The following is a 25,804-nucleotide window of genomic DNA, read 5'->3' as shown; positions in this document are numbered from 1 at the left end:
TGGCCTCCTCGATCGACGCTCAAGGAGGATCCCCATAAACAGGTACAAAATCCGCGCCTATTAGTGGGACAAGGGGCGAGGCCCGACCGAAAGCCCGACTGCAGCCTCGCAATCACGAAGCCTCGCAATCACGAAGCCTCGCAATCACCCAAGCCTCCGCGCCAAACGCCGACCGAGCCAAAATCCGGCCCGGCCGGCGTTTGAGGCCACCCTCGGCCGAAGGCCGGGGTCAATTCACCGGCCGCAAAGGCCTATCGCGCGTGGTCGAAGTCGATCGCGCTGTACGCCCGCAGCTTCGCCAGCCGATGCTGGCTGTCGATCTGCCGAATCGTCCCGGACTTCGACCGCATCACCAGCGACGAGGTCAGCGCCGTGCTCGCCCGATACCGCACCCCGCGCAGGAGTTCGCCGTCCGTGATCCCCGTGGCGACGAAGAAGACGTTGTCGCCGCGCACCAGATCGTCGGTCAGCAGGACGCGCGAGAGGTCGTGCCCCGCGTCGATCGCCTTCGCCCGCTCCGCCGCGTCCTTGGGCCACAGCCGACCCTGGATCACACCGCCCATGCACTTGATCGCGGCGGCGGCGATGATGCCCTCGGGCGTGCCGCCGATGCCGAGCAGCAGGTCGACGCCGGTGCCGTCCTTGGCCGCCATGATCGCACCGGCCACGTCGCCGTCGGTGATGAACTTGATCCGGGCGCCCGCCTCGCGGATCTCCTTGACCATCGAGTCGTGCCGCGGGCGGTCCAGGATGCAGACCGTGACGTCCTCGACGGCGCTGTGCTTGGCCTTGGCCACCCGGCGGATGTTCTCCGCGATCGGCGCGGTCAGGTCCACCACGTCGGCCGCCTCGGGGCCGGTGACCAGCTTCTCCATGTAGAACACGGCCGAGGGGTCGTACATGCTGCCGCGCTCGGACACCGCCATCACCGCGACCGCGTTGTTCATCCCCTTCGCGGTCAGCGTGGTGCCGTCCACGGGGTCGACCGCGACGTCGCACTCGGGCCCGTGGCCGTCGCCGACGCGCTCGCCGTTGAACAACATCGGGGCGTCGTCCTTCTCGCCCTCGCCGATCACCACCACGCCGTTCATCGACACGGTGTGGATCAGGCTGCGCATCGCCTTCACCGCGGCGCCGTCCGCGCCGTTCTTGTCGCCCCGACCGACCCACCGGCCGGCCGCCATTGCGGCGGCCTCGGTGACCCGGACGAGTTCCAGAGCGAGGTTGCGATCCGGAGCTTCCGGAGCGACTTCGAGTTGCGGGGGTACAGATTGGTCCGTCATGCGGCGGGCCTTCCTGTAGGGGAACCGATCCGTGACCACGAGGGGTGCCCTGATCCCCGGAGCCGTGTGCGCCATCGGGTGCGGGTGGCACGGCGATCGCGCGGCCCGGGTCCGGACTGGTTCCAACGGGATTGCCCCGATGTTATCGGTGGGCGGTGGTATCGGTGCGGGTAGGCCGTGCGGAACCGGCCGGCGGGCAATGCGACCATGTTCGGGTGGCGAGGAAGTCGGGTCGCGAGACCGTTCGAGACATGGTTCTTTCCCTGGGCGCGTGCGGCCTTGTGGTCGGTGCGCTGTTCCTGGTGGCTCCGCACAACGAGAGCGATCCCGTGCGGCGGGTCGCCTACGAGACGTCGTTCCGACAGGCGGCCCGGGTGGCCCCGTACCCGCTGCTCGCCCCGCAGGGCCTGGACGAGCGCTGGCGGGCGACCTCGGTGGACTACCAGGGCCTCGACCGCAACCAGACCAAGTGGCACATCGGGTTCATCAACCCCGCCGAGAAGTACGCCGCGGTGGAGCAGAGCAACGGCTTCAGCGACGAACTGGTCCGGGACAAGGGCAAGCGCGGCCGGCCGATCGGCGATCGGGACGTGGCCGGCGAGCAGTGGAAGGCGTACGACGGCCCCAAGTACCGCTCGCTGGTCCGGGTGCGCGACGGTGTCACCACGATGGTCACGGGCAACGCGACTTTCGAGGATTTGACCGTTCTCGCCGCATCTCTGCGTCCGGCCGGCGCCTGAGCCGATATACGCGAGATCCGTCCGACGTATCGGGGCGATTCGGGCGGCCCAGTGCACATGTTGCGCAGGTGCTTGTAAAGGTTTTGTAAAGACCCAACGTCCTCCCCTGCCCCGCTCGTTGCTCCCGCCCCTAGGGTCCGGAAGCCCGGTCGAACATGCGTCGGCGCCGTCGTGACCCGATGGTTGCCGGCACAGGTCCGCCGGGCTTTCCGAGCCGTCCCGACGCCGTGTGCGCTTGATCAGATCCCGCGCGGCGTCGCTTTGCGTCCGGGGGATGGCCCCCCGGTCGGAAAGGGGAGCACGTTGAGTCCATTGATACCCGGGAGGGGTGCGACGCCGCCCCAAGGCGTCCGGCGGGTGAAGCGCCGCGTGGCACTGCTGTCCGTGTCCGCGCTGGCGATCACCGGCCTCGCGGCCACGACCGCGCCCTCGACATCCGCCACGCCTACGCGCGTGGACACCACAAAGGCGGTGTGGAACCCGGGCCCCGAGGACCACTACGTCAACTCCGTCGATGCGGCGATCGACACCAGCGCGCTGCCGGACGATCCGGCCAAGGCGGCGGCGCTCAAGGCGCAGAACGAGCGCAACGCCGCGACCAAGCGCAAGAATTCGGACGGCAACCCGCGCGCCGCCGCCCAGCTCAAGGAGCTCGAGGCCGAGGCGGGTCGCACGGGCAAGAGCCCGGCCGAGATCAAGGCCGAGCGCAGCGGCAAGCCCGCCGACGCCACGCAGAACGCGAAGCTGCTCACCGTCCTGGTCGAGTTCAACGACCAGGCCAACGACGACTTCTCCGGGTACAAGCGCCCGACCAGCGTGTCGGACCCGACCTGTGTCACCGAGCCCCCCGGCACGGTGAAGAACGGGCCGCTGCACAACCAGCTGCCCAACCCGGCGCTGAACCCGAACGACAACAACACGCAGTGGGTGCCGAACTTCGACCAGGCCCACTACAACAAGATGCTCTACTCCAAGGAGGGCATCACCGAGCGCATGCGCACCGACCTCAAGGGGCCGGACGGCAAGCCGGGCATCAGCCTCGCGGGCCAGACCATGCGCAACATGTACGAGGAGATGTCGGCCGGAAAGTACTCCGTCTCCGGCGAGGCCACCTCCTGGATCAAGGTGCCGCACTCCGAGGCCTGGTACGGCGCGGGCGCCTGCGGCAACGCGCAGCAGGACAACAGCGGCAGCCCGCAGAACCCGCTCGGCGCGCAGCAGCTCGCCATCGACGCGGTGGACCAGCTGGCCAAGTCGCAGCCGAGCTTCCCGTGGGCGGATTACGACAAGGAAGACCCGGGCGACGCCGACCACGACGGCAACACCCAGGAGCCGGACGGCGTGGTGGACCACCTGGTCCTGGTCCACGCCGGCAAGGACAAGTCCGCCGGCGGCGGCGCCGAGGGCACCTACGCCATCTGGGCACACGCCTCCACCGTGCTCTTCGGACACCAGGTCCCCGGCAGCAACATCAAGATCGCCAACTACATCGTCCAGCCCGAGGACTCCGGAGTGGGCGTCTTCGCCCACGAGTTCGGCCACGACCTCGGACTCCCCGACCTGTACGACAACTTCAGCGGCGGGCAGACGGACCTGAACTTCTGGGACCTGATGTCGGCCGGTTCGCACACCGGCCCGCTGTTCCAGTCGCAGCCCGCGCACATGGGCATCTGGGACAAGTACGCGCTCGGTTGGCTGACCCCGGACCTGGTCAAGGTCGGTGACCGGCCGAAGGTCGCCACCCTGGGTCAAGCCGCGAAGACGCCCAAGGGCACCTCGCGGGGCATCCGGGTCAACCTGCCGAACAAGCAGGTCGCGGTCGGCAAGCCGCACGGCGGCAACGGCATGTGGTACTCCGGTCAGGACCAGGCCTGGTCCGACGTCCGGATCGAGCGCAACATCGCGGTGCCGGCCGGCTCCGACGTGAAGTTCTGGATGTGGAACGACTACGTCATCGAGCAGGACTGGGACTTCGGCTTCGTCGAGGTGTCCACCGACAACGGCGCCACCTGGAAGCAGCTCGCGGTCAAGGACGAGGCGGGCGCGCTGGTCAGCACGCCGGCGGACTACCCGGACCCGCAGAAGAACCTGGCCACGTTCCGCAAGACCAGCGGTCTGACCGGTTCCAGCAACGGGTGGCGGCACGACAACGTCGACCTGACCCCGTACGCGGGCCAGAACATCAAGCTGCGGCTCGACCTCAACACCGACGCCGCCTTCATGGAGAAGGGTTGGTTCGCCGACGACTTCTCGCTCACCAACGGCGGCACCACCGTGTGGTCCGACGACGTGGAGCAGGGCGACAACGGCTGGACCGCGATCAAGGGCACCAACGCCATCACCAAGGGCGAGGGCTGGGGCCGGACCAACGGCACCTTCGAGCGGGAGCAGTACTACCTGCTGGAGTGGCGCAACCTGTCCGGCTTCGACGAGGGCCTGAAGTACGCGTACACCGCCGGCGAGAACGGCAAGACCAACCGGGTCCCGTACAACGCGCCGGGCATGCTGGTGTGGCTGCGCGACAACGAGTACCAGAACAACGGCGTCAACTTCAACATCAACAACGGGCCCTCGTGGGGTCCGAAGGGTGAGCTGTTGATCGTCGACTCGCACCCGGACCCGCTGCGCTTCTCCGGCGACGCCGCGGCGCAGTTCCCCAAGCCCGACCCGAACACCCCGGGCATCGAGTCGAAGAACGTGTTCGGCAACCTCGGCTCCCGGTCGCAGTCGGCCAACGCGGCGTTCGGCTTCACCAAGACCACGCCGTTCACGGACTGCATCCCCGGCACCAAGTACTGCACCTCGTTCGAGGCGCAGAAGCCGGTGACGCTGTTCACCGACACGGTCGGCTGGGCGCCGGGCACCGAGATGTACAAGGGTCGCGCGCTGCCCAAGGACCGCTACGGCTCGGCCGTGGTCCCGGCCAAGGCGCCGTACACGACCAAGGTCACCAAGGCGGACGGCACGCCGGACAAGGACGCGTTCGGCAAGCTGTTCCACGGCTCCGAGTTGGGCACGGGCAACCCGGGCTTCGACAAGGGCTACGGCGTGACCGTGCTGCCCGTCGTCCCGCTCCCGGGCGGCTCCGGTGCGGTGGTCTGGATCCTGCCTGCGCAGAAGTAGGTTCCTCCGCGCGTGACGGTCGCGCGGCGGTGGAACCGGTAGGTCCGGTGGATCCGTTGGATCCGGTGGATCCGTGGGATTCGTAGGACGAAAGGGGCGCTCCCGAGTGGGGGCGCCCCTTTTGCCGTGCCGTTGGTGCCTCGGGTCGGTCGGCGGGTCAGTCGTCCCGCTCGGCCGACTCGTCCGGCGCGCCGTTGTCCGCGCCCGCGCGCTCGGCGCGGACCGCCGCGTCCAGGCGGGCCCGGGCGCCGTCGAGCCACTGCTCGCAGACCACGGCGAGCCGCTCGCCGCGCTCCCACAGGGCCAACGACTCCTCCAGGGTGATACCGCCGGTCTCCAGGCGGCGCACGACCTCGATCAGCTCGTCACGGGCCTGCTCGTAGGCCGGCGCCTCGTCCTCCGGCACGGATGCGGTCTGCTGCTCGCTCATGGCGCCAGCCTAGTTCGTGGGTGTCGGGGTCATCGGCGGGCGGAGGTGACCCGCACGGCGGCGCCGCGGTCGGGGTCGCGTCCGGCCGGGCTCACCAGCGCGGCCGAGGCGCCGTAGGCGAGGGTGGGGCCGGGATCGCCACTGCCCAGCACGGAACCCTGGTACGGCACGCCGTAGTGCTCGGGATCGGGCGAGCCGTCCGGAAGGACCACCCGGGTGCTGTACGGCCCGCGCGCGGGCACCACGGTCGACCCGTCGGTGAAGCGGTCCACGGGCGTGCCGTCGACGTACTCCACGCCCGGCGCCCAGCCGCGCGCGTCGGAGAACGCGCGGACCGGTTCGCGGGCGGCGAAATCCTGGCACCATGCGCCGTTGGAGTGGCACGCGACGAACGTCGGGGTGGGGGCGAAGCCGAACGCGGCATCGGCGGACTGGGCCCGGCTGTCCAGGTTCTTCCGCGGGTTGCTCTTCACCGTGTAGTGCCCGGCCGCCTCGCCCGTCCAGCGACGCGGGTCGGGATGGGCGTCCACGAGCAGGGTCTGGCCCTTCGCGCCGTAGCTGGGCGGTGCGCCCAGATTGAAGTTCACGCCGTTGTTCTGGTACTCGGCGTCGCGCAGCCAGACCAGCATGCCGGGCACGTTGTAGGCCAACCGGCGGACCTGTACGCCCCGTTCGTCGTTGTGCCCGGCGGTATAGGCGTGGCTCAGGCCGCGGTCGAAGCCGACGGGCGCGCGCCATTCCAGAAGGTAGTACTGCTCGCGCTCGACCTCGCCGGAGGTCTGCCCCCAGCCCGCCCCGCGGGTGACCGTGGTGCTGCCCTTGGTCGCGGTCCAGCCGTTGTCGCCCCGCTCCACGTCGTCGGACCACACCGTGCCGCCGTCGGCGCCGCCGGTGAGCGTGAAGTCGTCGGCGAACCAGCCCTTCTCCATGAAGGCGGCGTCGGTGTTGTAGGTCAGGCGCAGCTTGATGTTTCGGCCCGCGTACGGGGTCAGGTCGACGTGGTCGTGCCGCCAGCCGTTGGTGGTGCCGGTCAGGCCGTTGGTCTTGCGCAACTCGGCGAGGTTGTGGTTCGGGTCGGGATAGTCGGGCGGGGTGCTCACCGGGTTGCCGGCCTCGTCCCTGACCGCGAGCTGGGTCCAGCCGGCGCCGTTGTCGGTGGAGGCCTCGACGAAGCCGAAGTCCCAGTCCTGTTCGATGGTGTAGTCGTTCCACATGGAGAAGGTCGCGGGGCCGCCGGTGGGGATCGTGAGGTCGCGGACGAGGCGGGCGTCGGACCACTCCTGGTCCCGCTCCGAGTACCACATGTGGGTGCCGCTGTGCGGGGTGCCGATCCGGACACGTTCGTCGGGCAGGTTCACCCGGACCGCGTCGCGGGTGCCGGGCGGCGGAGCGGCGGCGGCGCCGAGCAGCACGGTGGAGGGCGCGCCGCCGACCGGGACGACCTGGGGATCGATCCAGCCCAGCACGTACTTCGACCACGCGCCCATGTGCGCGGGCATGGTCTGGAACAGCGGGCCGGCGTGCGATCCGGAGGACATCAGGTCCCAGAAGTCGACGTCGGTGTCCCCGCCGCTGAAGTTGTCGTACAGGTCGGGGAGTCCGAGGTCGTGGCCGAACTCGTGGGCGAAGACGCCCACTCCGGAGTCCTCGGGCTGGACGATGTAGTTGGCGATCTTGATGTTGCTGCCGGGGACCTGGTGTCCGAAGAGCACGGTGGAGGCGTGTGCCCAGATGGCGTAGGTGCCCTCGGCGCCGCCGCCGGCGGACTTGTCCTTGCCGGCGTGGACCAGGACCAGGTGGTCCACCACGCCGTCCGGCTCCTGGGTGTTGCCGTCGTGGTCGGCGTCGCCCGGGTCTTCCTTGTCGTAATCCGCCCACGGGAAGTCGGGCCGGGCGGTGGCCAGGGCGTCCACTGCGTCGGTGACGAACTGCCGTACCCCGCGCGGGTTCTGCGGGCTGCCGCCGTTGTCCTGGCGGATCGCGCCGCAGTGGCCGGCGGCGTACCAGGCCTCGGAGTGCGGGACGGTCACCCAGCCGGCCGCCTCGCCGCCGATCGAATAGGAGCCGTGCGACATCTCCCGGTACATCGAGCGCATGGTCAGGCCGGTCAGGTCGATGCCCGGCTTGCCGTCGGGGCCGGTCAGGTCGGGCCGGACGCGCTCGGTGATGCCCCGATCGGAGTAGAGCATCCGCTCGTAGTGATCCTTGCCGAAGTCCGCGACCCACAGCGTGTTGTTGTCCCCGCCGCCGACTGCCGGATCCGGCAGCAGATTGTGCCGGGGACCGTTCTTGACGGTGCCCGGCGGCTCGGTCACACAGGTCGGATCGGCCACGCTCGTGGGCCGGCGGAACCCGGAGAAGTCGTCGTCGGCGTGATCGTCGAACTCGACCAGGACGGTCAGCAGCCGCGCCTCGCGGTGCGGCGCCCCCTCCTGGGCCCGAGGACTGACCCCGGTCCGAGCGGCGACCGCCTCGGCCCGGGCAAGCCGGCGCGCGGCGACGGGATTCCCGGCGGCGAACTTGCGGTCGTACTGCCGGGCGCGCCGATCGGCCGCCAGGGCGCGTGCGCGGACCTCGGGGGAGGCGCCCGGTGGTCCGTCGGGCGGCAACGGGTCCCTCGGCGCGACGTAGTTGACGTAGGAGTCGGCGGCTGACGGATTCCACCGCGCGGGCGAGTCGTCGGCGGCGGCCACGGAGGACGTGGCGACGCCGGTGAGCAACAACGCGGACGCGGCGAGCAGATGACGCAACACATGCGCAAAATAAGCCGCTTCGACCGCTGATCGGGTGAGGTAGGACGTCTTGTCCTACGAATGGGCCAAGCCGACCCGCCCGCCACACCCGAACGAGTGAGACGCGTCGAGCGAAACCCGAACGTGCGGGACTCGGATGAGCGAGACCCGGATGAGCGCGGCCCGGATGTCGCGAGCCCCCGTCAGTCGCCCGACGCCGGTGGGCCGTCCGCCACCACCACGTCGAAGCGCCCCGTGGACACCCGCGCGGTCAGCTTCTCGCCCGCCGCCACCTCGGCCGGGTCCCGGACCGCGTGGCCGTCCGCGCGTTGCAGCACCGCGTAGCCGCGCTCCAGGGTGGCCGCCGGGGACAGCGCGACCACCCGAGCGCGGGTGTGCGCGAGGTCGCTCTCGGCCCGGTCCAACAGGTGCCGCAGGGTACGCCGCGAGCGGTCCACCAGGGCGGCCACCTCCTCCGCGCGCAGGTCCACCATCCGGTGCGGGTCGGCCAGCACCGGCCGCGAACGCGCGGCCCGCAGGCCCTGATACTCCCGATCCAACCGGGCCCGGAGCGCGAGCCGCCCCCGATCGCGGACCTGGTGCACCTTGTGCAACTCCTCGCGGATGTCCGGCACGATCCGCTTCGCCGCATCCGTGGGCGTAGAAGCCCGAAAGTCCGCCACCAGATCCAGCAACGGCGAGTCCGGCTCATGCCCGATCGCACTCACCACCGGCGTCGTACAGGCGAAGACCGCACGCACCAATTCCTCGCTCGAGAACGGCAGCAGGTCCTCGACGCTGCCACCCCCACGAGCCACCACGATCAGATCCACATCCGGATCCGCGTCCAACTCCCGGACCGCCGACACCACCTGCGCCACCGCGCTCACCCCCTGCACCGCCACGTTCCGCACCGCGAACCGCACCGCCGGCCACCGCCGCCGCGCGTTCTCCAACACGTCCCGCTCGGCCGCCGAGGCCCGCCCGCAAACCAACCCCACCCGATGCGGCAAAAACGGCAATGGCCGCTTGTGCCGAGGATCGAACAACCCCTCCGCGGTGAGCGATCGTTTCAACTGCTCCAGCCGGGCCAACAACTCCCCGATGCCCACCGGCCGAATCTCCGCCGCCCGCAACGACAACGTCCCGCGCGCCCGATACCAGTCCGCCTTCGCGTGCACGACCACCCGCGACCCCTCGGCCACGATGTCCCCGACCGCGTCGAAGACCTTCCGATAGCAGGTCACCGAAATCGACACGTCCTGCTCGGCGTCGCGCAGGGTCAAAAACACCACCCCGGCCCCCGGCCGCCGACTGAGCTGCGTGATCTGCCCCTCGACCCACACCGCCCCGAGCCGATCGATCCACCCCCCGATCAACCGAGAGATCTCGGCCACGGGCAGGGGCGCTTCGGCGGACGTCGTGAGAGCCATCCCCAGAGGTTATCCGCCCGGTCTCCACGCACCCCGGTGCGCCGGCCGGCACGGCGCACCGAGCGACACCACGCGCCGATCGACACAACGAAACGAGAGCGTCGTGCATTTATGCAGTCATGAGACCAGTGAGACTCGGATCGGTCGAGGCCCCACCCGTCGCGCACGTGGGCAAGCCGCCCAGGGTCCGGCTGGCCGCTCTGGACGGGCTTCGTTTCCTCGCCGCGGTCATGGTCATGCTGTACCACTACGCCGGCTACGAGAGCGGCGACGAGACCCGGGCCTGGGACGGTCGGTCCGCGGCGGAACTGCTGCCGGGCCTGTCCCGGTTCGCCGCCTACGGCTGGCTCGGGGTCGAACTGTTCTTCCTGATCAGCGGGTTCGTGATCTGCATGAGCAGTTGGGGGCGCACGCTCGGCGACTTCTTCCGCTCCCGTGTGGTCCGGCTCTACCCGGCCTACTGGGTGGCGGTAGTGCTGAGCGCCGTGGTGTTGCGGCTGTGGCCGACGGTGCGGCACGCGCCCACGCCGAGCGACGTGCTGACCAACCTGACCATGCTGCAACAGCCGCTGGGCGTCCCGCACGTCGACGGCGTGTACTGGACCCTGTGGGCCGAACTGCGCTTCTACCTGCTGTTCGCCCTGGTGGTGGGGTTCGGTCGCGGGGTCACCTACCGGCGTACGGTCCTGTTCTGCGTGGCATGGACGGTGGTCACCGTCTCCGCCGCCGGCGCGCACGACGACCTGCTCCGGGCCGTCACCGAGCCGAGGTACGCCCCGTTCTTCATCGGCGGCGTCGCGCTGTACCTGGTCCGCCGATTCGGCCCCGACCCGCTGCTGTGGGGCATCGTCGGCATGTCCTGGCTGCTGGCCCAGAACTCCACGGTCGAGGAGATGCCCCGCCGGGTGGACGCGAACCCGCCACACCTGTCCGCGACGATCTGTATGGCCCTGGTCACCGTGTTCTACGCGCTGATGATCGCCCTCGCCCTCGGCAAGCTGGACCGTGTCTCCTGGTCCGGCCTGACCACCCTGGGCGCCCTGACCTACCCGCTCTACCTGCTCCACGAAAACCTCGGCTGGACCCTGATCCACGCCCTTTACCGCCCGGGCCGCCCCGCCTGGGCCGTCCTCGCCGCGGTGACGGTCACGATGCTCATATCCGCCTGGCTCCTCCACCGCCTGGCCGAACGCCCGATGTCCAAGGCCCTCGACAAAGCCCTCACCACATCCCTGACCCGCCTCCGCACCCGCGACCCCTGACCCCTTCGGTGCGACCGCCGGATTCGACCAGGTCGGCGAAGCCGATCACCTCGGCCTTGATGAAGCCGCCGGCCTCGGGGGCGATGGCGCCCCTACCGCCGGCCACCGCCGCTGCGCGTTCTGCAATACGTCCCGCTCTGCCGCCGAGGCCCGCCGCACACCAGCCCGACCCGGTGCGGCAGGTACGGCAGCGGCCCCGAGGCTACGAACCAACCCCCCCACCCGGCCCCACCACTCCCCGTGCGCTACCCGCCTCGTGGCGGAAACGGCTTGACCACGGCGCCCGGTCGTGAGTTAGCGTGGCCGCGCACTACGTGTCCTTCCCGGCGGAAGTACGCGACGTGGTCTGCGGGTTGATGGGCCGTTCGGTTCGGTGGCGTGATTTCACGGTGTGTTCCCGGCGGGAGCCATCCGGCATCCGTCATCGGTCACAACCGAAGGGGACGGATTCCCATGGCTGCCGTCGAGTACCCGCGCAAGCACCGCATCTGGGTCCGTGACGTCCTGGTGGGCGTCATGGCGGGCTTCGGCTCGAACCTGGCATGGATGCTGGCGCAGATCGTGGTGCACCGCCTCGGCTGAGCCGGGCGGAGGGCGGGTCTCCGGGACCCGCCCTCATCCCGCCCTCGCCCAGCCACGGCGCGGGTTAGGCTACGGCCTGTCAATGCGGCCCGACGGGCTTCCGCTCCGCTTCGGCGGAGCCACGAAGGACATGCCCCCACCCGCACGAGTCATCTCGTGCCTGGGGATCCTTCGTGCTCCTGCAACTGTCCGCCGCCGAACTCGGTCGACTCGTCGTCGCCTCGGCCGGATCGACGGATCTTCCGCTTACCGAGCGATTGATGCGCCGGCATTCCGAGGTCAAGGAGCGGCCGGCCGGCAAAGGCGACATCGCCGCGTGGAACAACAGCATCCCCATAGTGGTCGGGGCTCTGCTGGACTGTGGGCTCGGCGCAGTGATGGTGCAGGTCGAGGTCGACCTGCCACACACCAACTGTGCGGTCGACCTCGTGCTGTGCGGCCGGCATCCCGGCACGGGAATGGACTCCTACCTCGCGGTGGAGTTGAAGCAGGTACGGCACGCCACGGTCGATCCACGGTGCCCGATCGCCGTCGATCTCGGGTTCGGCGACGGGAAGAACAAGCTCCATCCGGTGCGCCAGGTTCAGCGCTACTGCGAGTTCATGATGCGCTATCTCCCCCATCTTCGAGAGAATGAAGACCGGTTGACAGGGGTGGTGCTGCTGCACAACGCGCGCGACGCCGACGTGGAGGCACTGTTCGAACTCCCGGAGTCCGAGCACGGTTTCCTCTACACACTCGACGACCTCAAGCGGTTCCGACGAGTCCTCACCTCGAAATTCGCCGCTGCGTCCGGAGAGGAGGCCGCCCGCGCACTGGAACAGGCACGTTGCGAACCTTTGCTCAAGGTCACCGACGTGGCACGGCAGCGCTCCGTCACCGGCGGCGGCCTCATGCTCCTCGACGAGCAGTGGGTCGCGTGCGACCGGATCACCCGGCATCTGGAAAAGACCGTGCCCCACACGGGTTTCAACGTCGGGTTGTTCGCCGACCTCGACTCGGTCGACGGCCCCGCCCTCGTTTCGGCCGGCAAGCGCGTTTTCGTCCTGCGCGGTGGACCCGGCAGCGGCAAGAGCGCCGTGGCGCTGGAATTGCTGCGCGCGCTCGGGCTCAAGGGCCGTGAGGCGGTGCTCGCGAGCGGATCCCACGCGTACACGGAGACGCTGCGTGAACTGATGGGCAGTACGGCACGCACGCTGAGGTCGGACGGACACCGGAGCGCCCGCAAGCTGTACAGGTATTTCAACAGCTTCACCGATGCCCCGCCGGACGGTATCGACGTCCTGATCTGCGACGAGGCTCATCGCCTGCGGCGCAACTCGACATCCCGCTGGACCCGCAAGGAACTCCGGAACGACGACCGACCGCAGGCGGACGAATTGATCAGGGCCGCGAAGGTACCGATCTTCCTGCTCGATGACCATCAGTCGATCCGCCCGGACGAGGTGGGCACCGCCGACTACCTCAGGCAGCGCGCCGAAGAGTGCGGTTGTCAGGTCGAAATGATCGATCTGGAGGTGATGTTCCGGGCGGGCGGCAGCAAGCGGTATCAGCGCTGGGTCCAGCAGCTGCTGGGGCTGGACGTCTCCGACCCCGTGGCCTGGCGCCCGGATGGACGGATGAATCTCATGGTCGCCGATTCCCCCGGGCAACTCGACGACTTCCTACGGCAACGTGCCCTGGAGGGGGCCACCGCACGCATCACCGCGGGCTACTGCTGGCCGTGGAGCGCCCCGGATGGAGAACGGCTCGTCGACGATGTGCACATCGGCGACTGGCGGATGCCGTGGAACGTGAAGCCCGATCACAGCGTTGCGCACGCGCCGAGGGCGGCGATGTGGTCGACCGATTCCCGGGGCATCGGGCAGATCGGCTGCGTCTATACGGCGCAGACCTTCGAGTACGACTGGAACGGCGTCATCATCGGCCCCGACCTGCTTTTCCGGGACGGAAGGTTCACGGTGGACCGGACCGGGTCCTGCGATCCCGCCTTCCGGACCTCGGTCGACGACGCGACCGTGGCCCGGTGCGTCCGCAACGCCTATCACGTGCTTCTCACCCGCGGCGTCGTTGGCACGGTGGTCTACTCGGTCGATCCCGACACCCACAACGCGCTGCGCAGGCTCATCCCGGGCACCATCGGCATGCAGCACCATGTCGGTGCCCGACCCAAGCTCACCGCGGAAGGATCACAACTGCCACCGGCCTATGGCAGAGGTCGCAGGTAGCCTTTGTTTCCTCGTAGTTGCGGCCCGCCGGGCTTCCGCTCCGCCTGGCGGAGTCGCCAAGGACATGCCCCCACCCGCACGAGTTCCTTCGTGCTGCCTGGGGGCAATCCTTGCTGTTCCGCGACTCCGCCGCCGCGGTCGCCGCCGAGTGCCTCTCCGGCGCTCTCTTTCTCCGCCTGACGGAGCAGTTCGTGCACCTGCACGGTTACCGGCCCGGCTCGTCCGAGGTCCGCTCGTGGGAGCGGAGCATCCCGGTACTCGCGAGCGCGCTCAACGATGCCGGGCTCGGGCAGGTGGAGATGCTCCTGGAGTACGGGCTGCCACTGACCAGCAAGCGGGCCGACGCCGTGCTGGCCGGCGTACACCCCGAGACCGGTCTGCCGTCGTATGTCGTCGTGGAACTGAAGCAGTGGAGCAGCGCGGAACCCGACGACGACGATCCCTCGCTGTGCCACGTTGATGCCTACGCCCGGCCGGTGCTGAACCCCGTCGACCAGGTGCGCGGATACTGCGAGTACCTCGTCTCCTTCAACGGAGCCCTGGCCGAACACCCCGAACGCATCAGCGGCGCCGCCTACTTGCACAACGCAACCCAGTTCGGCGTGGGCGGGCTCTTCGCCACCGAACAGAACCGACTCGGTCGGCTCTTCATCGGCGCGCGGCGCGGGGAGTTCCTTGAATTTCTGCGGACGAGGCTGGGAGCCGGCTCCGGTGCGTCGGCAGCGGACGAGTTCGTCGACGGGAAGATCGGCCCGTCGCGACAGCTCATGGCGGTCGCCGCCGAAGAGGTGCGCGAGCGCGAGCAGTTCGTCCTGCTCGACGAGCAGCGGGTCGCGTATCGCATCGTCCTCAACGCCGTCCGTCGGGCCAAGGAGTCCGATCACAAGGAGGTCGTGGTCGTCACCGGCGGCCCCGGCACCGGCAAAAGCGTCATCGCGCTGTCGCTCCTCGGCGAGCTGTACCGGCGCGGAATCACCGCGCTGCACGCGACGGGATCCAGCTCGTTCACCACGACGATGAGGAAGATCGTGGGCGCTCGAAAGCGCGAAGTGAAGGATCTCTTCAAGTACTTCAACAGCTTCATGACCGCCGAACGCAACAGTCTCGATGTGCTGATCTGCGACGAAGCCCACCGTATGCGGGAGACGTCGGCCAACCGCTACACGCGGGCTTCGCATCGCACCGGCAAACCCCAGATCGAGGAACTCATCGACGCGGCTCGTGTTCCGGTGTTCCTGCTGGACGAGCATCAGGTCGTTCGTCCCGGCGAGATGGGCACGCTGGGGGAGATCGAGACGACGGCCGCAAAGAAGGGGCTCCGCTGCCGGGTCGTGCCGCTGGACAGTCAGTTCCGGTGCGGTGGCAGCGATGCATATCTGCGGTGGGTGGTGCGGCTGCTGGAACTCGAGCCGGGCGGCCCCGTGACCTGGGAGCCGGACGACAGGATGCAACTCCTGATCGCGGACAGTCCGCAGGAGATGGAGGCATTCCTCGACGGCCGCCGTGCCCTGAAGTACAGCGCGCGCATGGCCGCGGGCTACTGCTGGCAGTGGACGAAGGAGGTGCCGGCCGGACAGGCACTGCCGGCGGATGTCGTCGTGGGGGAGTGGAAGCGCCCCTGGAACGTCTACGGTGACCGAGCCGTCGCAGGCGCGCCACCGGCCGCCCTGTGGGCAACCGATCCGGCCGGTTTCGGTCAAGTGGGATGCGTGTACACGGCACAAGGCTTCGAGTACGACTGGAGCGGCGTCATCATCGGCCCCGACCTGGTGTGGCGCGGTGATCGCTGGATCACCGACCGTACGGCGTCCAAGGATCCGGTCTTCAGGAAGTCCACTCCGGACGCGGACGTCGACCGACTGATCCGCAACACCTACAAGGTGCTGTTGACGCGGGGGATGATCGGCACGGTGGTGTACTCGACCGACGCCGAGACCCGCGGCAAGCTGCGGGAGCTGACCGGCGCGACATCGAGTCTCGCGGCTGTGTGACGTTCACCCGGGTGCGGACCTCGGCTTCGGGTCCGCGCCGGGCGCAGGCACCCGGGTGAACGCCGTCCCGGCGGGGCCGGTCCTCGAGGGTCGGCCCCCGCCGGGTTCCGGACCCGATGGAAGGTGTCGCGGCGGTCAGACGTTGAAGCGGAACTCCACCACGTCGCCGTCCTGCATGATGTAGTCCTTGCCCTCCATGCGGGCCTTGCCTTTGGTGCGGGCCTCGGTGCGGCTGCCGGTTTCGACCAGGTCGGCGAAGCCGATCACCTCGGCCTTGATGAAGCCGCGCTGGAAGTCGGTGTGGATGACGCCGGCGGCCTCGGGGGCGGTGGCGCCCTTGGGGACCGTCCAGGCGCGGGCTTCCTTGGGGCCGGCCGTCAGGTAGGTCTGCAGGCCCAGGGTGTCGAAGCCGACGCGGGCCAGGATCGACAGGCCGGATTCCTCCTGGCCCAGGCTCTGCAGCAGCTCCAGGGCCTCGGCCTCGTCCAGCTCGATCAGCTCGGACTCGATCTTGGCGTCGAGGAAGATCGCCTCGGCCGGCGCGACCAGCTCGCGCAGCTCGGCCTTGAGCGTCTCGTTGACCAGCTCTTCCTCGTCCACGTTGAAGACGTACAGGAACGGCTTGGCGGTCAGCAGGTGCAGCTCGCGCAGCGGCTCGGGGTCCAGGCCCGCGGCGAAGACCGTGGTGCCGGCCTCCAGGACCTCCTTGGCCTGCTGCACGGCGGCGGCGACGGCGATCTTGTCCTTCTGCAGCCGCGAGTCCTTCTGCAGGCGCGGGAGCACCTTCTCGATGGTCTGCAGGTCGGCCAGGATCAGCTCGGTCTCGATGATCTCCTTGTCGTCGGCCGGCGAGATCTTGCCGTCGACGTGCACCACGTCGGGGTCGGTGAAGACCCGGATGACCTGGCAGATCGCATCCGACTCGCGGATGTTGGCGAGGAACTTGTTGCCCAGGCCCTCACCCTCGGACGCGCCGCGCACGATGCCCGCGATGTCCACGAAGTCGACCGTGGCCGGGATCTTGCGGGCCGACCCGAAGATCTCCGCCAGCTTGTCCAGTCGCGGGTCCGGTACGCCCACCACGCCCACGTTCGGCTCGATGGTCGCGAAGGGGTAGTTCGCCGCGAGCACGTCGTTCTTGGTCAGGGCGTTGAAGAGGGTCGACTTGCCGACGTTGGGCAGGCCGACGATTCCGATGGTGAGCGACAACTGGATTCCCTGGCTTCTCGGCGATCGATGTGGCGCGCTGCGGACATACAAGCGCCTCCGGGAAGTGTAGGCGGTGGCCCGCGGCCAGTAGCATCCCTGGTTTCGTACGCCGGACACTCGACGACGGGGACATCGATGAGCCGCACCTCGAACATCAACCTCAACCGCAGGCAGCTCACGGACGGCGTCCTGTGGGAGGCCAAACCCATGCGGGTCCTGCTGGTCGCCGCGTTCGTCCCGGTCGGACTCGGCCTGCTCGACCTGGCCGATCTGGGCCTGTCTACCCTCTGGAGCGTCGCGCTGTGGGGCGGGCTGACCCTGTTCGTACTCCTGGGCTACGCGCTCTATCAGTACCGGAAGTTGTCGATCGGCCCCAATGGCCTGGTCTTCCACGGCCTGTTCCGCACCCGCGGTCTGCGCTGGGAGGAGATCGGCGCGGTCGAGGCGAAGCTCAAGGTCGGCACCGGCGACGCCCCGTGCTACGCGGTGGTGCGCTGCACGATGCGCGACGGCTCCCGGAAGCAGCACACGATCAACTTCCTGGACAAGGACACGTTGGCGTATCTGGCGGTGGACCTGCGCTGGTACGCCGCGCCGCGCGGCATCGCGGTCCGGGTGCTGAGCACCGACGAGGTGGTCCGTGCCGTCGACCTCGTGGAGAGCGGCGCCCGGGGGTGACGGTCCCTCCGCCCGATTTCGCCCGTCCGCCGAATTGCTCGGCCGATTCCGCCACCGATTCCCGCCCCGCGAGCGTCCTCCCTGGTGAGCCCGCCCGGATCGGGGGCACAAGCACAACGATCCACGGCGATTCACCATGATCGAGGACGGACAATCGAGGACGAAACGGCGACCGGGCGCACGGTTCGACACGGGCGGGTGAGGTTTTTCGTGTTCTTGGACGGTTTTGACCGTGATGCGGCAATACCTTGTGGGGATGGAACAGCGCAGCCGAGCGGGAGCGCGTCCCGTCCCGCCCCGGAACCCACCGAAGCGGTCTCGCGTGCCGGCGCCGGGACGAGGTGAGCCGGTGCGTCGTCGACCGCCGACCGGACCGCCGCCACCCACCGCGGGCCCACCGCCGGCCGAGCGCGGGCCGGGGGAACGCGCCGGCCGGCCCCGACGCGCCCATCCGCAGCGGGCCGCCCGCCCACAGCCGCGTCCCGGCCCGTCCCGGCGCCCGCCCGGTGCCGCCGGCGCGTACCGACCGGCCTACACCGGCGGCCTCACCGCCGCGGGCGCGGCCGTGTTCGGCCTGGGCGGCACCCTGCTCGGCGGCCTCGTCGACCACCTGGCGACCGACCGCCTCGGCCTCGTGTTCGGCCTCGCGTTCCTGATCAGCTCCGTCTTCGTGGCCTGGAAGGTACGCGCGCAGGACTGGATCGCCGCCATCATCGCGCCGCCGATCGCCTTCGCCGTGACCGTCGTGCTGGTCAGCACCCTCCTCGGCGGCGACACGCACGAGAGCTACCTCACCCGGGTCGGCCTGGACCTGCTCACCGCGCTGTCCTTCAAGGCCGGCCTGCTGTGGGGCGGCACCGCCCTGGCCGCCGTCGTGGTCCTGGTCAAACGCCGCCTGACCGACCGCACCTGAGCACCGGCACCCGAGCGGCCCGCCCACCCCCGCCGAGCCCGCCACCCAAAAGGGCCCGCCACCCAAAAGGGCCCGCCCGAGCGCACCCGGACAGGCCCCGCACGTAGCGCCCACGCGCCACCGCTCAGGAGTTGCGCAGATCCCGCCGCAACTCCTGCGGCAACGCGAACTGCAGCCGCTCCTCGACCGAGCGGTGGATGTGCACATCGCCGAAGCCGCGCTCGGCGAGCCAGGCCAGCACGCCGTCGACCAGCACCTCGGGCACCGAGGCCCCGGAGGTGACGCCGACGGTGCCGACCCCCTCCAGCCACTCCTCCTTCAGCTCCTCGGCGTAGTCGACCAGATACGACGCGCGAGCGCCCGCCTCCAACGCGACCTCGACCAGGCGCACCGAGTTGGACGAGTTGGTCGAGCCGACCACGATCACCAGGTCCGACTCGGCGGCGATCTGCTTCACCGCGACCTGGCGGTTCTGCGTCGCGTAGCAGATGTCGTCGCTGGGCGGGTCGATCAGCAGTGGCAGCCGCTTGCGCAGCTCCTTGACGGTGGCCACGGTCTCGTCCACGGACAGCGTGGTCTGGGACAACCAGGCCACCTTCGACGGATCGCGCACCTCGACGTTGGCGACGCCCTCGGGACCGTCCACCAGGTGGATGTGGTCGGGCGCCTCACCGGAGGTGCCGATCACCTCTTCGTGGCCCTCGTGGCCGATCAGGAGGATGTCGTAGCCCTCCTCGGCGAAGCGCACGGCCTCCTTGTGCACCTTGGTCACGAGCGGACACGTGGCGTCGATCGTGCGCAGCGACCGGGCCGCCGCCTCCTCGTGCACCACGGGGGCCACCCCGTGCGCGGAGAAGACGACCGTGGCGCCCTCGGGCACCTCCGCCGTCTCCTCCACGAAGATCGCCCCACGCTTCTCCAGCGTCTCGACGACGTATTTGTTGTGCACGATCTGCTTGCGCACGTACACCGGCGCACCGTACAGATCGAGGGCCTTCTCGACGGTCTCGACGGCTCGGTCGACGCCCGCGCAGTAGCCCCGGGGGGCGGCGAGCAGGACGCGGCTGGTTGACGACATGGCTCCATCGTACGGGCGCCGATCGGTGATCCATCGGCGTCCGAGCGGCAAAGCGCACGTAATAGGGTCCTTTGGTCGGGGCCGGTTGCGAATCCGCCGTACCCGTGCCCGCCCACGCCGTCCACGGGAAGACGTCGGATGCCCTTCAGCTCAGCGGAACGGCCCGAAAACGACACCTCGGGCGGTCGGGCATCCGCGAAACGGCGCCGGGTCAGCTGGGATCTGCTGCGGGTGGCGTTCGTGGCGCTGGTCCTGCTCTTCCACGGCACCTACCTGGCCCGCCAGTGGCATCCCGAACTGGTCGCCCGCCCGATCGTGTTCCCGTACCAGCTCGGCGCGAGCCTGCTCCTGGTCGTCTCCGGCTACTTCGCGGCGCACTCGCTGCGCCGGGGGGACGTGGTCCGCTGGTGGGTCGGCCGGATGGCGCGGATGGTGCCCGCCTTCCTGGTCGGCGTCCTGGGCACCTCGCTGTTCCTGCGGTTGTGCGCGCCGCCGGGGTGGTACGCGCCGGACCTGCGCGACGTGCTGGCCAATCTGGCCATGTTGTGGAACTGGAAACCGCAGTCCTACACCTATGTGGACGCGGCCTATTGGACGATTCCGCTGCAGCTCCTCTGGTTCACCGCGATCTTCGCGCTGTGGCGTTGGCGCCGGGTGCATGGCGACGCGACGGCCCGGGCGTTGTGGACGGTGCTGCTGGTCGAGATGTTCCTGCTGCCGATCCGGCTGCACCTGCAGTCGGAGGCGTTCCGCACCCTCTACGACGGGTTCGGCCTGTACCGCGTGCACCTGTTCGTGGCGGGCATCGTCGTGCACCTGTGGTCGCGGCGGCGGGTGCGCGGCGCACACGCGGTACTCCTGCTGGGCACCTGTACGTTCGCGCATCTGTGCCAGACCCGGCACGTGTCCTGGAGCGTCGGACTGGCGATCGGCATCGCCGCGATCTGCCTGGCGGCGCTCGGCCCGGACTGGAACCGCTTCCTGCCCGGATGGGCCGGCCGCGTGCTCGAATGGATCGCCGGCATCACCTACGCGGTCTACCTGGTGCACCAGTCGATCGGCTACGTGGTGATGCGCCGCCTCCAGGACCACGGGGTCGGCGCGTGGGGCCAACTCCTGGCGCTGGCCCTGCTCGCGATCGGGCTCGGCTGGCTGCTCACGGTGCTGGTGGAGCGCCCCGCGCATCGGGCGATCATGCGTGGCTTCGACCGGCTGCGCCCGCAGTCCTGAACCCCGACCGCCCCGCGCCGCCGTGCCGCCTCACCGCGAGTAGCCGCCTCACAACGAGTACTTGGTGAAGAAGGCCCACATCAGGTCGTTCGCCGAGATCTCCTGGTTGATCCGCCCGAAGCCGCGCACCTCGACGCCGGGCGCGCCCGGCCAGGTGTGCCCCGCGTCGGACTGGGTGTACAGGACCACCGACGTACCGCCCGCGCAGTCGCCGTACGTCGTGCGCTCCACGTGCCGGGACACACGCGTGCGCACCGGCTTGCCCGGGCAGCCGTCGATGCCGGCCCAGCGCCGCGCCGCCTCGGGCACCGTGTACGTCCAGCGCGAGGCGGGCCCGCCGTCGTAGGGGTTCGCCTGGTCGGCCAGCCCGTGGAAGGTCAGCACCGGGACGGGCCGGATCGGCCGACACGGCGCCGGCCGGGCACCGTCCGTGCCGTCCGCGCGCAGACCCGCCACGGGGGCGATCGCCGCTATCCGCCGGCTGAGCGTGCACCCCAGCAGCGACGTCATCCGCGCCCCGCCGGAGAACCCGGTCGCGTACACCCGCCGATCGTCCAGGCACAACGAGCGGTCCAGCGCGTCCAGCGCGGCGCCCACGAAGCCGACCTCGTCCCGCCCGCCCGCCGCGGCCGGGTGCCCGCCGTACAGCGGCACGCCGGGGATGTTCCAGGCCCGCCCGGGACCGCTGCCCGGATACTTGAGCCCACCCTCGGGGATCGCGACGACGAATCCGTGGCGCTCGGCGGACGCCCCCATCCCCGTGATCGCCATCTGCGCCGCGCCGGTGCTGTTGCTGCCGTGCAGGTTGAGCACCAGCGGCCGGGGATCGGTGCCGTCGTAGCTCTGCGGCAGGTACGCCTGGACCCGAAAGGTCTCGCCGGAGAAGGACACGGGCACGCTCACCCACCCCTGCCGGTCGCGCCCGTCGCAGCCGACGTCCACCGCGGCGGAGCGGGCCCGCGCGGCGGGATCGTTTGCGTGCGCGGTCAGTCGGGACAGCGCGAACACGGCGAGTACGGCGGCGACCGCGGCGAACACCGCGAGCGCGCGACCCACCCCCCGCAGGCCCGGGTACCGGAATCCCGCCACAGCCCACCCCACCTCGTTCGGCGACCCGGGTCCGGATCCGGTCCGTTCGGGAAGCATGTCCCCGAAGACAGACGCTCGCGAACCGACAAAGGTTGCCTGCTGCGGCGCCCGCTCGGCACGTAGAGTTGTCCGCCATGACCGGGACCCGCATCGTCGTCGGCGCCGCGATCCTCCACCGGGGACGCCTGCTGGCCGCCTGCCGCAGTGCGCCCGCCGCGTTGGCGGGCGGTTGGGAGTTCCCCGGCGGCAAGGTCGAGCCGGGCGAGGACGAGACCGCCGCGCTGGTGCGCGAATGCCGCGAGGAGCTGGGCGTGACCGTGCGCCCGGTGCGCCGGTTGCCCGGTGCCTGGCCGCTCGGGACAGGGTACGTGTTGCACGTATGGCTCGCCGATCTGGTCTCGGGTGAGCCGCGCCCGCTCCAGGACCACTCGGAAGTGCGCTGGCTCGCCCCGACCGCGGTGGCGGACCTGGACTGGCTCGCGGCGGATCGACCGGCGGTGGACCTGGTCGCGGCGGTCATGGACGAGTCGGCTACCGGAAAGCAGGTCATGGGTGACGAGTCGCTGCCAATGCGTGGATAAGGTCGACGTGGCCGTGCCCGGGGGCCGGGCTTGAGATGGTGATCAATCGGGAAAACGGTCCGGAGTAGCAGCGACAAAGGAATCCGCCGTCCATGGAGCAGCGCCGAGAAGTCGACCGGAATCCGGGGGACCCGGCCCGGCGCTCGACGGCGCCCGGATCCCTGTTCGATCTCGTCCCGTCGGCCACCTGGGTGCTCGACGCCGAGGGCCGGATCGTGATGTGGAGCGCCGCCGCCGAGCAGCTGTTCGGCTACCGGCGCGAGGACATCCTCGGCGCCCGCGCGGTCGACCTGGTGCATCCGCCGTTCACCCCCGAGCAGCAGGCGGCCACGACCGACGCGGTGGCCGGCGTCGACGTGTTCGCCGGGCTGTACACGATGCGTCGCGGCGACGGCACGCTGTGCACGGTCGAGTCGCGGGCCGCCTTCGCCGAGGACCTGGACGGCAACCGGTTCGTGCTGATCACCTCGATGGACTCGGCGGTGGTGCACAAGGTCGAGGCCGACCTCGCGATCCGCGAGGCGCTGTTCGACCAGTCGCCGATCGGGGTCGGCATCTTCGACGCCGACCTGCGCTACGTCGCGGTCAACGACGCGCTCGCCGCGATCAACCGCACGCCGGTCGAGGCGCACATCGGGCGCCGGCTCGAAGAGGTCCGCCCCGGGATGGACACCGAGCGGGTGCGCACCATCCAGCAGCGTGTCCTGGAGACCGGCGAGCCCGTGGTCGACTCGCGCATCTTCGGCCCGATCCCCGTCGACGGCAGCCCGCGCACGGTGTGGTCGATGTCGTACAACCGCCTGGAGGCGCCCGGCGGCCGGATCCTGGGCATCAGCTGCTCGCTGATCGACGTGACCGAGCGGCACTACGCGATGGTCAAGGTCGACGCCGCGCGCAAGCGGCTCGCGCTGCTGAACGAGGCCGGCACCCGGCTCGGCGCCACCCTCGACATCCCCCGGATCGCGGAGGAGCTGACCGCGTCGGTGGTGCCCGGATTCGCCGACCTGGCCGCGGTGGACCTGCTGGAGGCCATCGTGCAGGGCGAGGAGATCCCGCCCGGCGCGCACGCCGAGAAGGCCCGCCTGCAGCGCGTCGCCTCACGCGGCGCGCGCCCGGGGCGGTACACCGACGAACTGCTGCGCCAGGGCAGCACGTTGGTCTACGCGGCCGACTCCACCTTCGGCCGCTGCCTGCGCACGGGCGGCTCGTACCTGATGCGCAACGTGCAGGACGAGATGTACGACGAGCTGATCCACGACCCGACCCGGGCCGAGGCGGCGCGGGCCCTCGGGCTGCACACGATGATCGTGGTTCCGCTCAGCGCCCGGGGCGTGGTGCTGGGCACGCTGCTGCTCGGGCGCGGCGAGGGCCGACCCGCCTTCGACCCCGACGACCTGACCCTGGCCACCGAACTGGGCTCGCGCGCGGCGGTGTCGGTGGACAACGCGCGGCTGTACCACCACCAGCGCGAGACCGCGGTGATGTTGCAGCGCAGCCTGCTCCCGCAGAACCTCCCGGATCTGCCGGGCATCGCGGTCGCGCACCGCTACCTGCCGGGCAGTTCCGTCACCGAGGTCGGCGGCGACTGGTACGACGTGATCCCGCTGTCCGGCGGCCGGATCGGGCTCGTGGTCGGCGACGTGATGGGCCACGGGGTGCACGCGGCGGCGGTCATGGGCCAGTTGCGCACCGCCGTGCGCACCCTCGCGGGGCTGGAACTGCCGCCCGCCGAGGTGCTGGGGCATCTGGACGACATCGTGGTGGGGCTCGGGGAACTGCACTACGCGACGTGTGTCTACGTGGTCTACGATCCCGTGGCGCGTACCTGCGAGTTCGCCAGCGCGGGCCACATGCCGCCGATCCTGGTGCCGCCGACGGGTCGGCCCAGGGTGGTCGACAATCCGCCGGGCACCGTGCTCGGCGTGGGCGGACTGGGCTTCGAACAGGGCGACTTCGCGGTCGAGTCGGGCAGCACGCTGGTGCTGTACACCGACGGCCTGGTGGAGACCCGGGATCGTTCGCTCGACGTCGGCATCGGCCTGCTGTGCGACGCCCTGGCGGGCCCGCCGGGGCCCCTGGAGCGCACCGCCGACCGGATCGTCGCGGACGTGCACGAGGAGCCCGGATTCGACGACGTGGCCCTCCTGGTGGCCCGCCTGGACGCCCTCGCCGAGGACTCGGTCGCCTCGTGGTGGTTGCCCGCCGAACCCGCCGTGGTCTCCCGGGCCCGCGAGCTGAGCCGCAAGACGCTCACCGAGTGGGGCCTGGACGCCCTGGTCGACATCACCGAGCTGCTGGTCAGCGAACTCGTCACCAACGCGCTGCGCTACGGCGCGGGCCCGATCCGACTGCGCCTGCTGCGTGGTCGGGCGCTGCTGTGCGAGGTCGCCGACGCGGGCACCACCCTGCCGCGCATGCGCGAGGCCGACGACACCGACGAGGGCGGCCGGGGCCTGCAACTGGTCAACCAGCTCGCCGAACGCTGGGGCAGCCGAAAATCCGGCCACGGCAAGACGGTCTGGTTCGAACTCCCTTTGCCGGAATAGCCTCCGACCCCTACGCGGTGGGCGTCTCGTGCCGCCCGCTCAGTTCTCGTAGTGGTAGCGGCACTGGGCAATCAGCACCGAGTCGTCGGTGACCTTGTAAATCAGGCGGTGCTCGTCATTGATCCGGCGTGACCAGTAGCCGTGGAACCCGTGCTTGAGTGGCTCCGGCTTGCCGATGCCCTCGTTGCCATTGCGCGCGATGTCGGCGACGAGGGTGTTGATCCGCTTGAGGATCCTGCGGTCCTGGACCTGCCACCACAGATATTCCTCCCAGGCTCGGGAGGCGAAGACGATCTTCACTCCGGGTCCACCAGCGCCCGTACCGTTCCGCCGCCGTTTTCCAGTTCCTCGATGGAGGCCAGGAGCCGGCGGGCGTTCGCGGGGCTGCGCAGCAGGTAAGCGGTTTCCTTGAGGGACTCGTAGTCCTCCAGCGAGACTATGACCACCGGTTCGTGTCCCGCGCGAGTGATCACGATCTCCTCGCGGTCGTCCACCACCGCGTTCAGCACCTCGGCGTAGCGAGCGCGGGACTCCGAGTAGGTCATCGTCTTCATGAGCTCGACTCCTCCATTAGGTACAAGAAATTGTACGTCCTGGATCGTGTCGCGGCAACGACACCGGGTGCGGGTGCCGTTGCCGACCCGGTCGGCTCGCGTAGTGGCGGTCGGCGAGGCCG

At 70.0% G+C, this 25,804-nt stretch carries 20 protein-coding genes; 11 read left to right on the top strand and 9 right to left on the bottom strand.

From position 1 onward, the window contains the following. Nucleotides 1-251 precede the first annotated feature (251 nt). Nucleotides 252-1,283, bottom strand: a complete 1,032-nt coding sequence (gene glpX / locus ACWGR4_RS23680) for a class II fructose-bisphosphatase (RefSeq protein ID WP_379999669.1) — start codon at nt 1,281-1,283, stop codon at nt 252-254. A 155-nt stretch (nt 1,284-1,438) separates the two neighbouring features. Here glpX and ACWGR4_RS23675 point away from each other — a divergent pair, with 155 nt between their 5' ends. Together ACWGR4_RS23675 and ACWGR4_RS23670 are read left to right on the top strand one after the other, a co-directional pair. Next, a complete protein-coding gene (locus ACWGR4_RS23675) occupies nt 1,439-2,023 on the top strand; it encodes a DUF4245 domain-containing protein (RefSeq protein WP_452131333.1) in 585 nt (194 codons plus the stop codon). A 357-nt stretch (nt 2,024-2,380) separates the two neighbouring features. Then, nucleotides 2,381-5,146, top strand: coding sequence for an immune inhibitor A domain-containing protein (locus ACWGR4_RS23670; protein WP_379999673.1), 2,766 nt, complete (start codon nt 2,381-2,383; stop codon nt 5,144-5,146). A gap of 157 nt (nt 5,147-5,303) precedes the next feature. Here ACWGR4_RS23670 and ACWGR4_RS23665 read toward each other — a convergent pair whose 3' ends face one another. The 3 genes from ACWGR4_RS23665 to xseA form a co-directional block, all read right to left on the bottom strand. Continuing rightward, nucleotides 5,304-5,576, bottom strand: a complete 273-nt coding sequence (locus ACWGR4_RS23665; protein WP_379999675.1) for an exodeoxyribonuclease VII small subunit — start codon at nt 5,574-5,576, stop codon at nt 5,304-5,306. A 29-nt stretch (nt 5,577-5,605) separates the two neighbouring features. Next, the gene (locus ACWGR4_RS23660; RefSeq protein ID WP_452131332.1) at nt 5,606-8,329 is read right to left on the bottom strand and encodes an immune inhibitor A domain-containing protein; all 2,724 of its coding nucleotides are present in this window, start codon (nt 8,327-8,329) and stop codon (nt 5,606-5,608) included. A 182-nt stretch (nt 8,330-8,511) separates the two neighbouring features. Beyond that, nucleotides 8,512-9,741, bottom strand: coding sequence for an exodeoxyribonuclease VII large subunit (gene xseA / locus ACWGR4_RS23655; RefSeq protein WP_452131331.1), 1,230 nt, complete (start codon nt 9,739-9,741; stop codon nt 8,512-8,514). Between the two features lie 119 nt (nt 9,742-9,860). On the opposite strand from xseA, the gene ACWGR4_RS23650 reads away from it, so the two are divergent. From ACWGR4_RS23650 to ACWGR4_RS23635, 4 genes are all read left to right on the top strand, one after another. Next, on the top strand, nt 9,861-11,003 hold the full coding sequence (locus ACWGR4_RS23650; protein ID WP_452131330.1) for an acyltransferase family protein: 1,143 nt from the start codon (nt 9,861-9,863) through the stop codon (nt 11,001-11,003). Nucleotides 11,004-11,456: 453 nt separating this feature from the next. Continuing rightward, the gene (locus ACWGR4_RS23645; RefSeq protein ID WP_379999683.1) at nt 11,457-11,585 is read left to right on the top strand and encodes a DUF6408 family protein; all 129 of its coding nucleotides are present in this window, start codon (nt 11,457-11,459) and stop codon (nt 11,583-11,585) included. Between the two features lie 260 nt (nt 11,586-11,845). After that, a complete protein-coding gene (locus tag ACWGR4_RS23640; RefSeq protein ID WP_452131329.1) occupies nt 11,846-13,813 on the top strand; it encodes a DNA/RNA helicase domain-containing protein in 1,968 nt (655 codons plus the stop codon). A gap of 110 nt (nt 13,814-13,923) precedes the next feature. Next, a complete protein-coding gene (locus ACWGR4_RS23635; protein ID WP_452131328.1) occupies nt 13,924-15,804 on the top strand; it encodes a DNA/RNA helicase domain-containing protein in 1,881 nt (626 codons plus the stop codon). A gap of 135 nt (nt 15,805-15,939) precedes the next feature. Here ACWGR4_RS23635 and ychF read toward each other — a convergent pair whose 3' ends face one another. Continuing rightward, a complete protein-coding gene (gene ychF / locus ACWGR4_RS23630) occupies nt 15,940-17,013 on the bottom strand; it encodes a redox-regulated ATPase YchF (protein WP_379999687.1) in 1,074 nt (357 codons plus the stop codon). A 135-nt stretch (nt 17,014-17,148) separates the two neighbouring features. Here ychF and ACWGR4_RS23625 point away from each other — a divergent pair, with 135 nt between their 5' ends. Together ACWGR4_RS23625 and ACWGR4_RS23620 are read left to right on the top strand one after the other, a co-directional pair. Beyond that, complete coding sequence (locus tag ACWGR4_RS23625; RefSeq protein WP_379999689.1) at nt 17,149-17,691, top strand: hypothetical protein; 543 nt, start codon at nt 17,149-17,151, stop codon at nt 17,689-17,691. Between the two features lie 349 nt (nt 17,692-18,040). Continuing rightward, nucleotides 18,041-18,604, top strand: coding sequence for a DUF6542 domain-containing protein (locus ACWGR4_RS23620; protein ID WP_452131327.1), 564 nt, complete (start codon nt 18,041-18,043; stop codon nt 18,602-18,604). A 124-nt stretch (nt 18,605-18,728) separates the two neighbouring features. Here ACWGR4_RS23620 and ACWGR4_RS23615 read toward each other — a convergent pair whose 3' ends face one another. Continuing rightward, nucleotides 18,729-19,682, bottom strand: coding sequence for a 4-hydroxy-3-methylbut-2-enyl diphosphate reductase (locus ACWGR4_RS23615; protein ID WP_379999693.1), 954 nt, complete (start codon nt 19,680-19,682; stop codon nt 18,729-18,731). Nucleotides 19,683-19,820: 138 nt separating this feature from the next. On the opposite strand from ACWGR4_RS23615, the gene ACWGR4_RS23610 reads away from it, so the two are divergent. Further along, nucleotides 19,821-20,912, top strand: a complete 1,092-nt coding sequence (locus ACWGR4_RS23610) for an acyltransferase family protein (protein ID WP_452131326.1) — start codon at nt 19,821-19,823, stop codon at nt 20,910-20,912. A 48-nt stretch (nt 20,913-20,960) separates the two neighbouring features. Here the strand turns inward: ACWGR4_RS23610 and ACWGR4_RS23605 are convergent, their stop codons facing one another. Further along, nucleotides 20,961-22,001 (bottom strand): extracellular catalytic domain type 1 short-chain-length polyhydroxyalkanoate depolymerase, encoded by a 1,041-nt coding sequence (locus ACWGR4_RS23605; RefSeq protein ID WP_379999697.1) that lies wholly within the window; start codon nt 21,999-22,001, stop codon nt 20,961-20,963. Between the two features lie 134 nt (nt 22,002-22,135). On the opposite strand from ACWGR4_RS23605, the gene ACWGR4_RS23600 reads away from it, so the two are divergent. Together ACWGR4_RS23600 and ACWGR4_RS23595 are read left to right on the top strand one after the other, a co-directional pair. Next, entirely contained in the window at nt 22,136-22,582 is a 447-nt protein-coding gene (locus ACWGR4_RS23600) for a (deoxy)nucleoside triphosphate pyrophosphohydrolase (RefSeq protein WP_452131325.1), read from the top strand. A gap of 92 nt (nt 22,583-22,674) precedes the next feature. Further along, a complete protein-coding gene (locus ACWGR4_RS23595; RefSeq protein ID WP_379999701.1) occupies nt 22,675-25,128 on the top strand; it encodes a SpoIIE family protein phosphatase in 2,454 nt (817 codons plus the stop codon). A 39-nt stretch (nt 25,129-25,167) separates the two neighbouring features. On the opposite strand, the gene ACWGR4_RS23590 is transcribed toward ACWGR4_RS23595, so the two are convergent. Further along, the gene (locus ACWGR4_RS23590) at nt 25,168-25,428 is read right to left on the bottom strand and encodes a Txe/YoeB family addiction module toxin (protein ID WP_452131324.1); all 261 of its coding nucleotides are present in this window, start codon (nt 25,426-25,428) and stop codon (nt 25,168-25,170) included. Further along, a complete protein-coding gene (locus ACWGR4_RS23585; protein ID WP_452131323.1) occupies nt 25,425-25,682 on the bottom strand; it encodes a type II toxin-antitoxin system Phd/YefM family antitoxin in 258 nt (85 codons plus the stop codon). The genes ACWGR4_RS23590 and ACWGR4_RS23585 overlap by 4 nt, the downstream gene beginning before the upstream one ends. Nucleotides 25,683-25,804 lie beyond the last annotated feature (122 nt).

The organism is Embleya sp. NPDC055664 (assembly GCF_053618075.1).
This window is presented reverse-complemented; position numbering and strand designations above follow the sequence as displayed.

Excerpts from the sequence above, each read along its gene's own strand:
- glpX (WP_379999669.1), bottom strand. The coding sequence starts at position 1,283 with ATGACGGACCAATCTGTACCCCCGCAACTCGAAGTCGCTCCGGAAGCT.
- ACWGR4_RS23665 (WP_379999675.1), bottom strand. The coding sequence starts at position 5,576 with ATGAGCGAGCAGCAGACCGCATCCGTGCCGGAGGACGAGGCGCCGGCC.
- xseA (WP_452131331.1), bottom strand. The coding sequence starts at position 9,741 with ATGGCTCTCACGACGTCCGCCGAAGCGCCCCTGCCCGTGGCCGAGATC.
- ACWGR4_RS23650 (WP_452131330.1), top strand. The coding sequence starts at position 9,861 with ATGAGACCAGTGAGACTCGGATCGGTCGAGGCCCCACCCGTCGCGCAC.
- ACWGR4_RS23645 (WP_379999683.1), top strand. The coding sequence starts at position 11,457 with ATGGCTGCCGTCGAGTACCCGCGCAAGCACCGCATCTGGGTCCGTGAC.
- ACWGR4_RS23640 (WP_452131329.1), top strand. The coding sequence starts at position 11,846 with ATGCGCCGGCATTCCGAGGTCAAGGAGCGGCCGGCCGGCAAAGGCGAC.
- ACWGR4_RS23625 (WP_379999689.1), top strand. The coding sequence starts at position 17,149 with ATGAGCCGCACCTCGAACATCAACCTCAACCGCAGGCAGCTCACGGAC.
- ACWGR4_RS23615 (WP_379999693.1), bottom strand. The coding sequence starts at position 19,682 with ATGTCGTCAACCAGCCGCGTCCTGCTCGCCGCCCCCCGGGGCTACTGC.
- ACWGR4_RS23610 (WP_452131326.1), top strand. The coding sequence starts at position 19,821 with ATGCCCTTCAGCTCAGCGGAACGGCCCGAAAACGACACCTCGGGCGGT.
- ACWGR4_RS23600 (WP_452131325.1), top strand. The coding sequence starts at position 22,136 with ATGACCGGGACCCGCATCGTCGTCGGCGCCGCGATCCTCCACCGGGGA.
- ACWGR4_RS23595 (WP_379999701.1), top strand. The coding sequence starts at position 22,675 with ATGGAGCAGCGCCGAGAAGTCGACCGGAATCCGGGGGACCCGGCCCGG.
- ACWGR4_RS23585 (WP_452131323.1), bottom strand. The coding sequence starts at position 25,682 with ATGAAGACGATGACCTACTCGGAGTCCCGCGCTCGCTACGCCGAGGTG.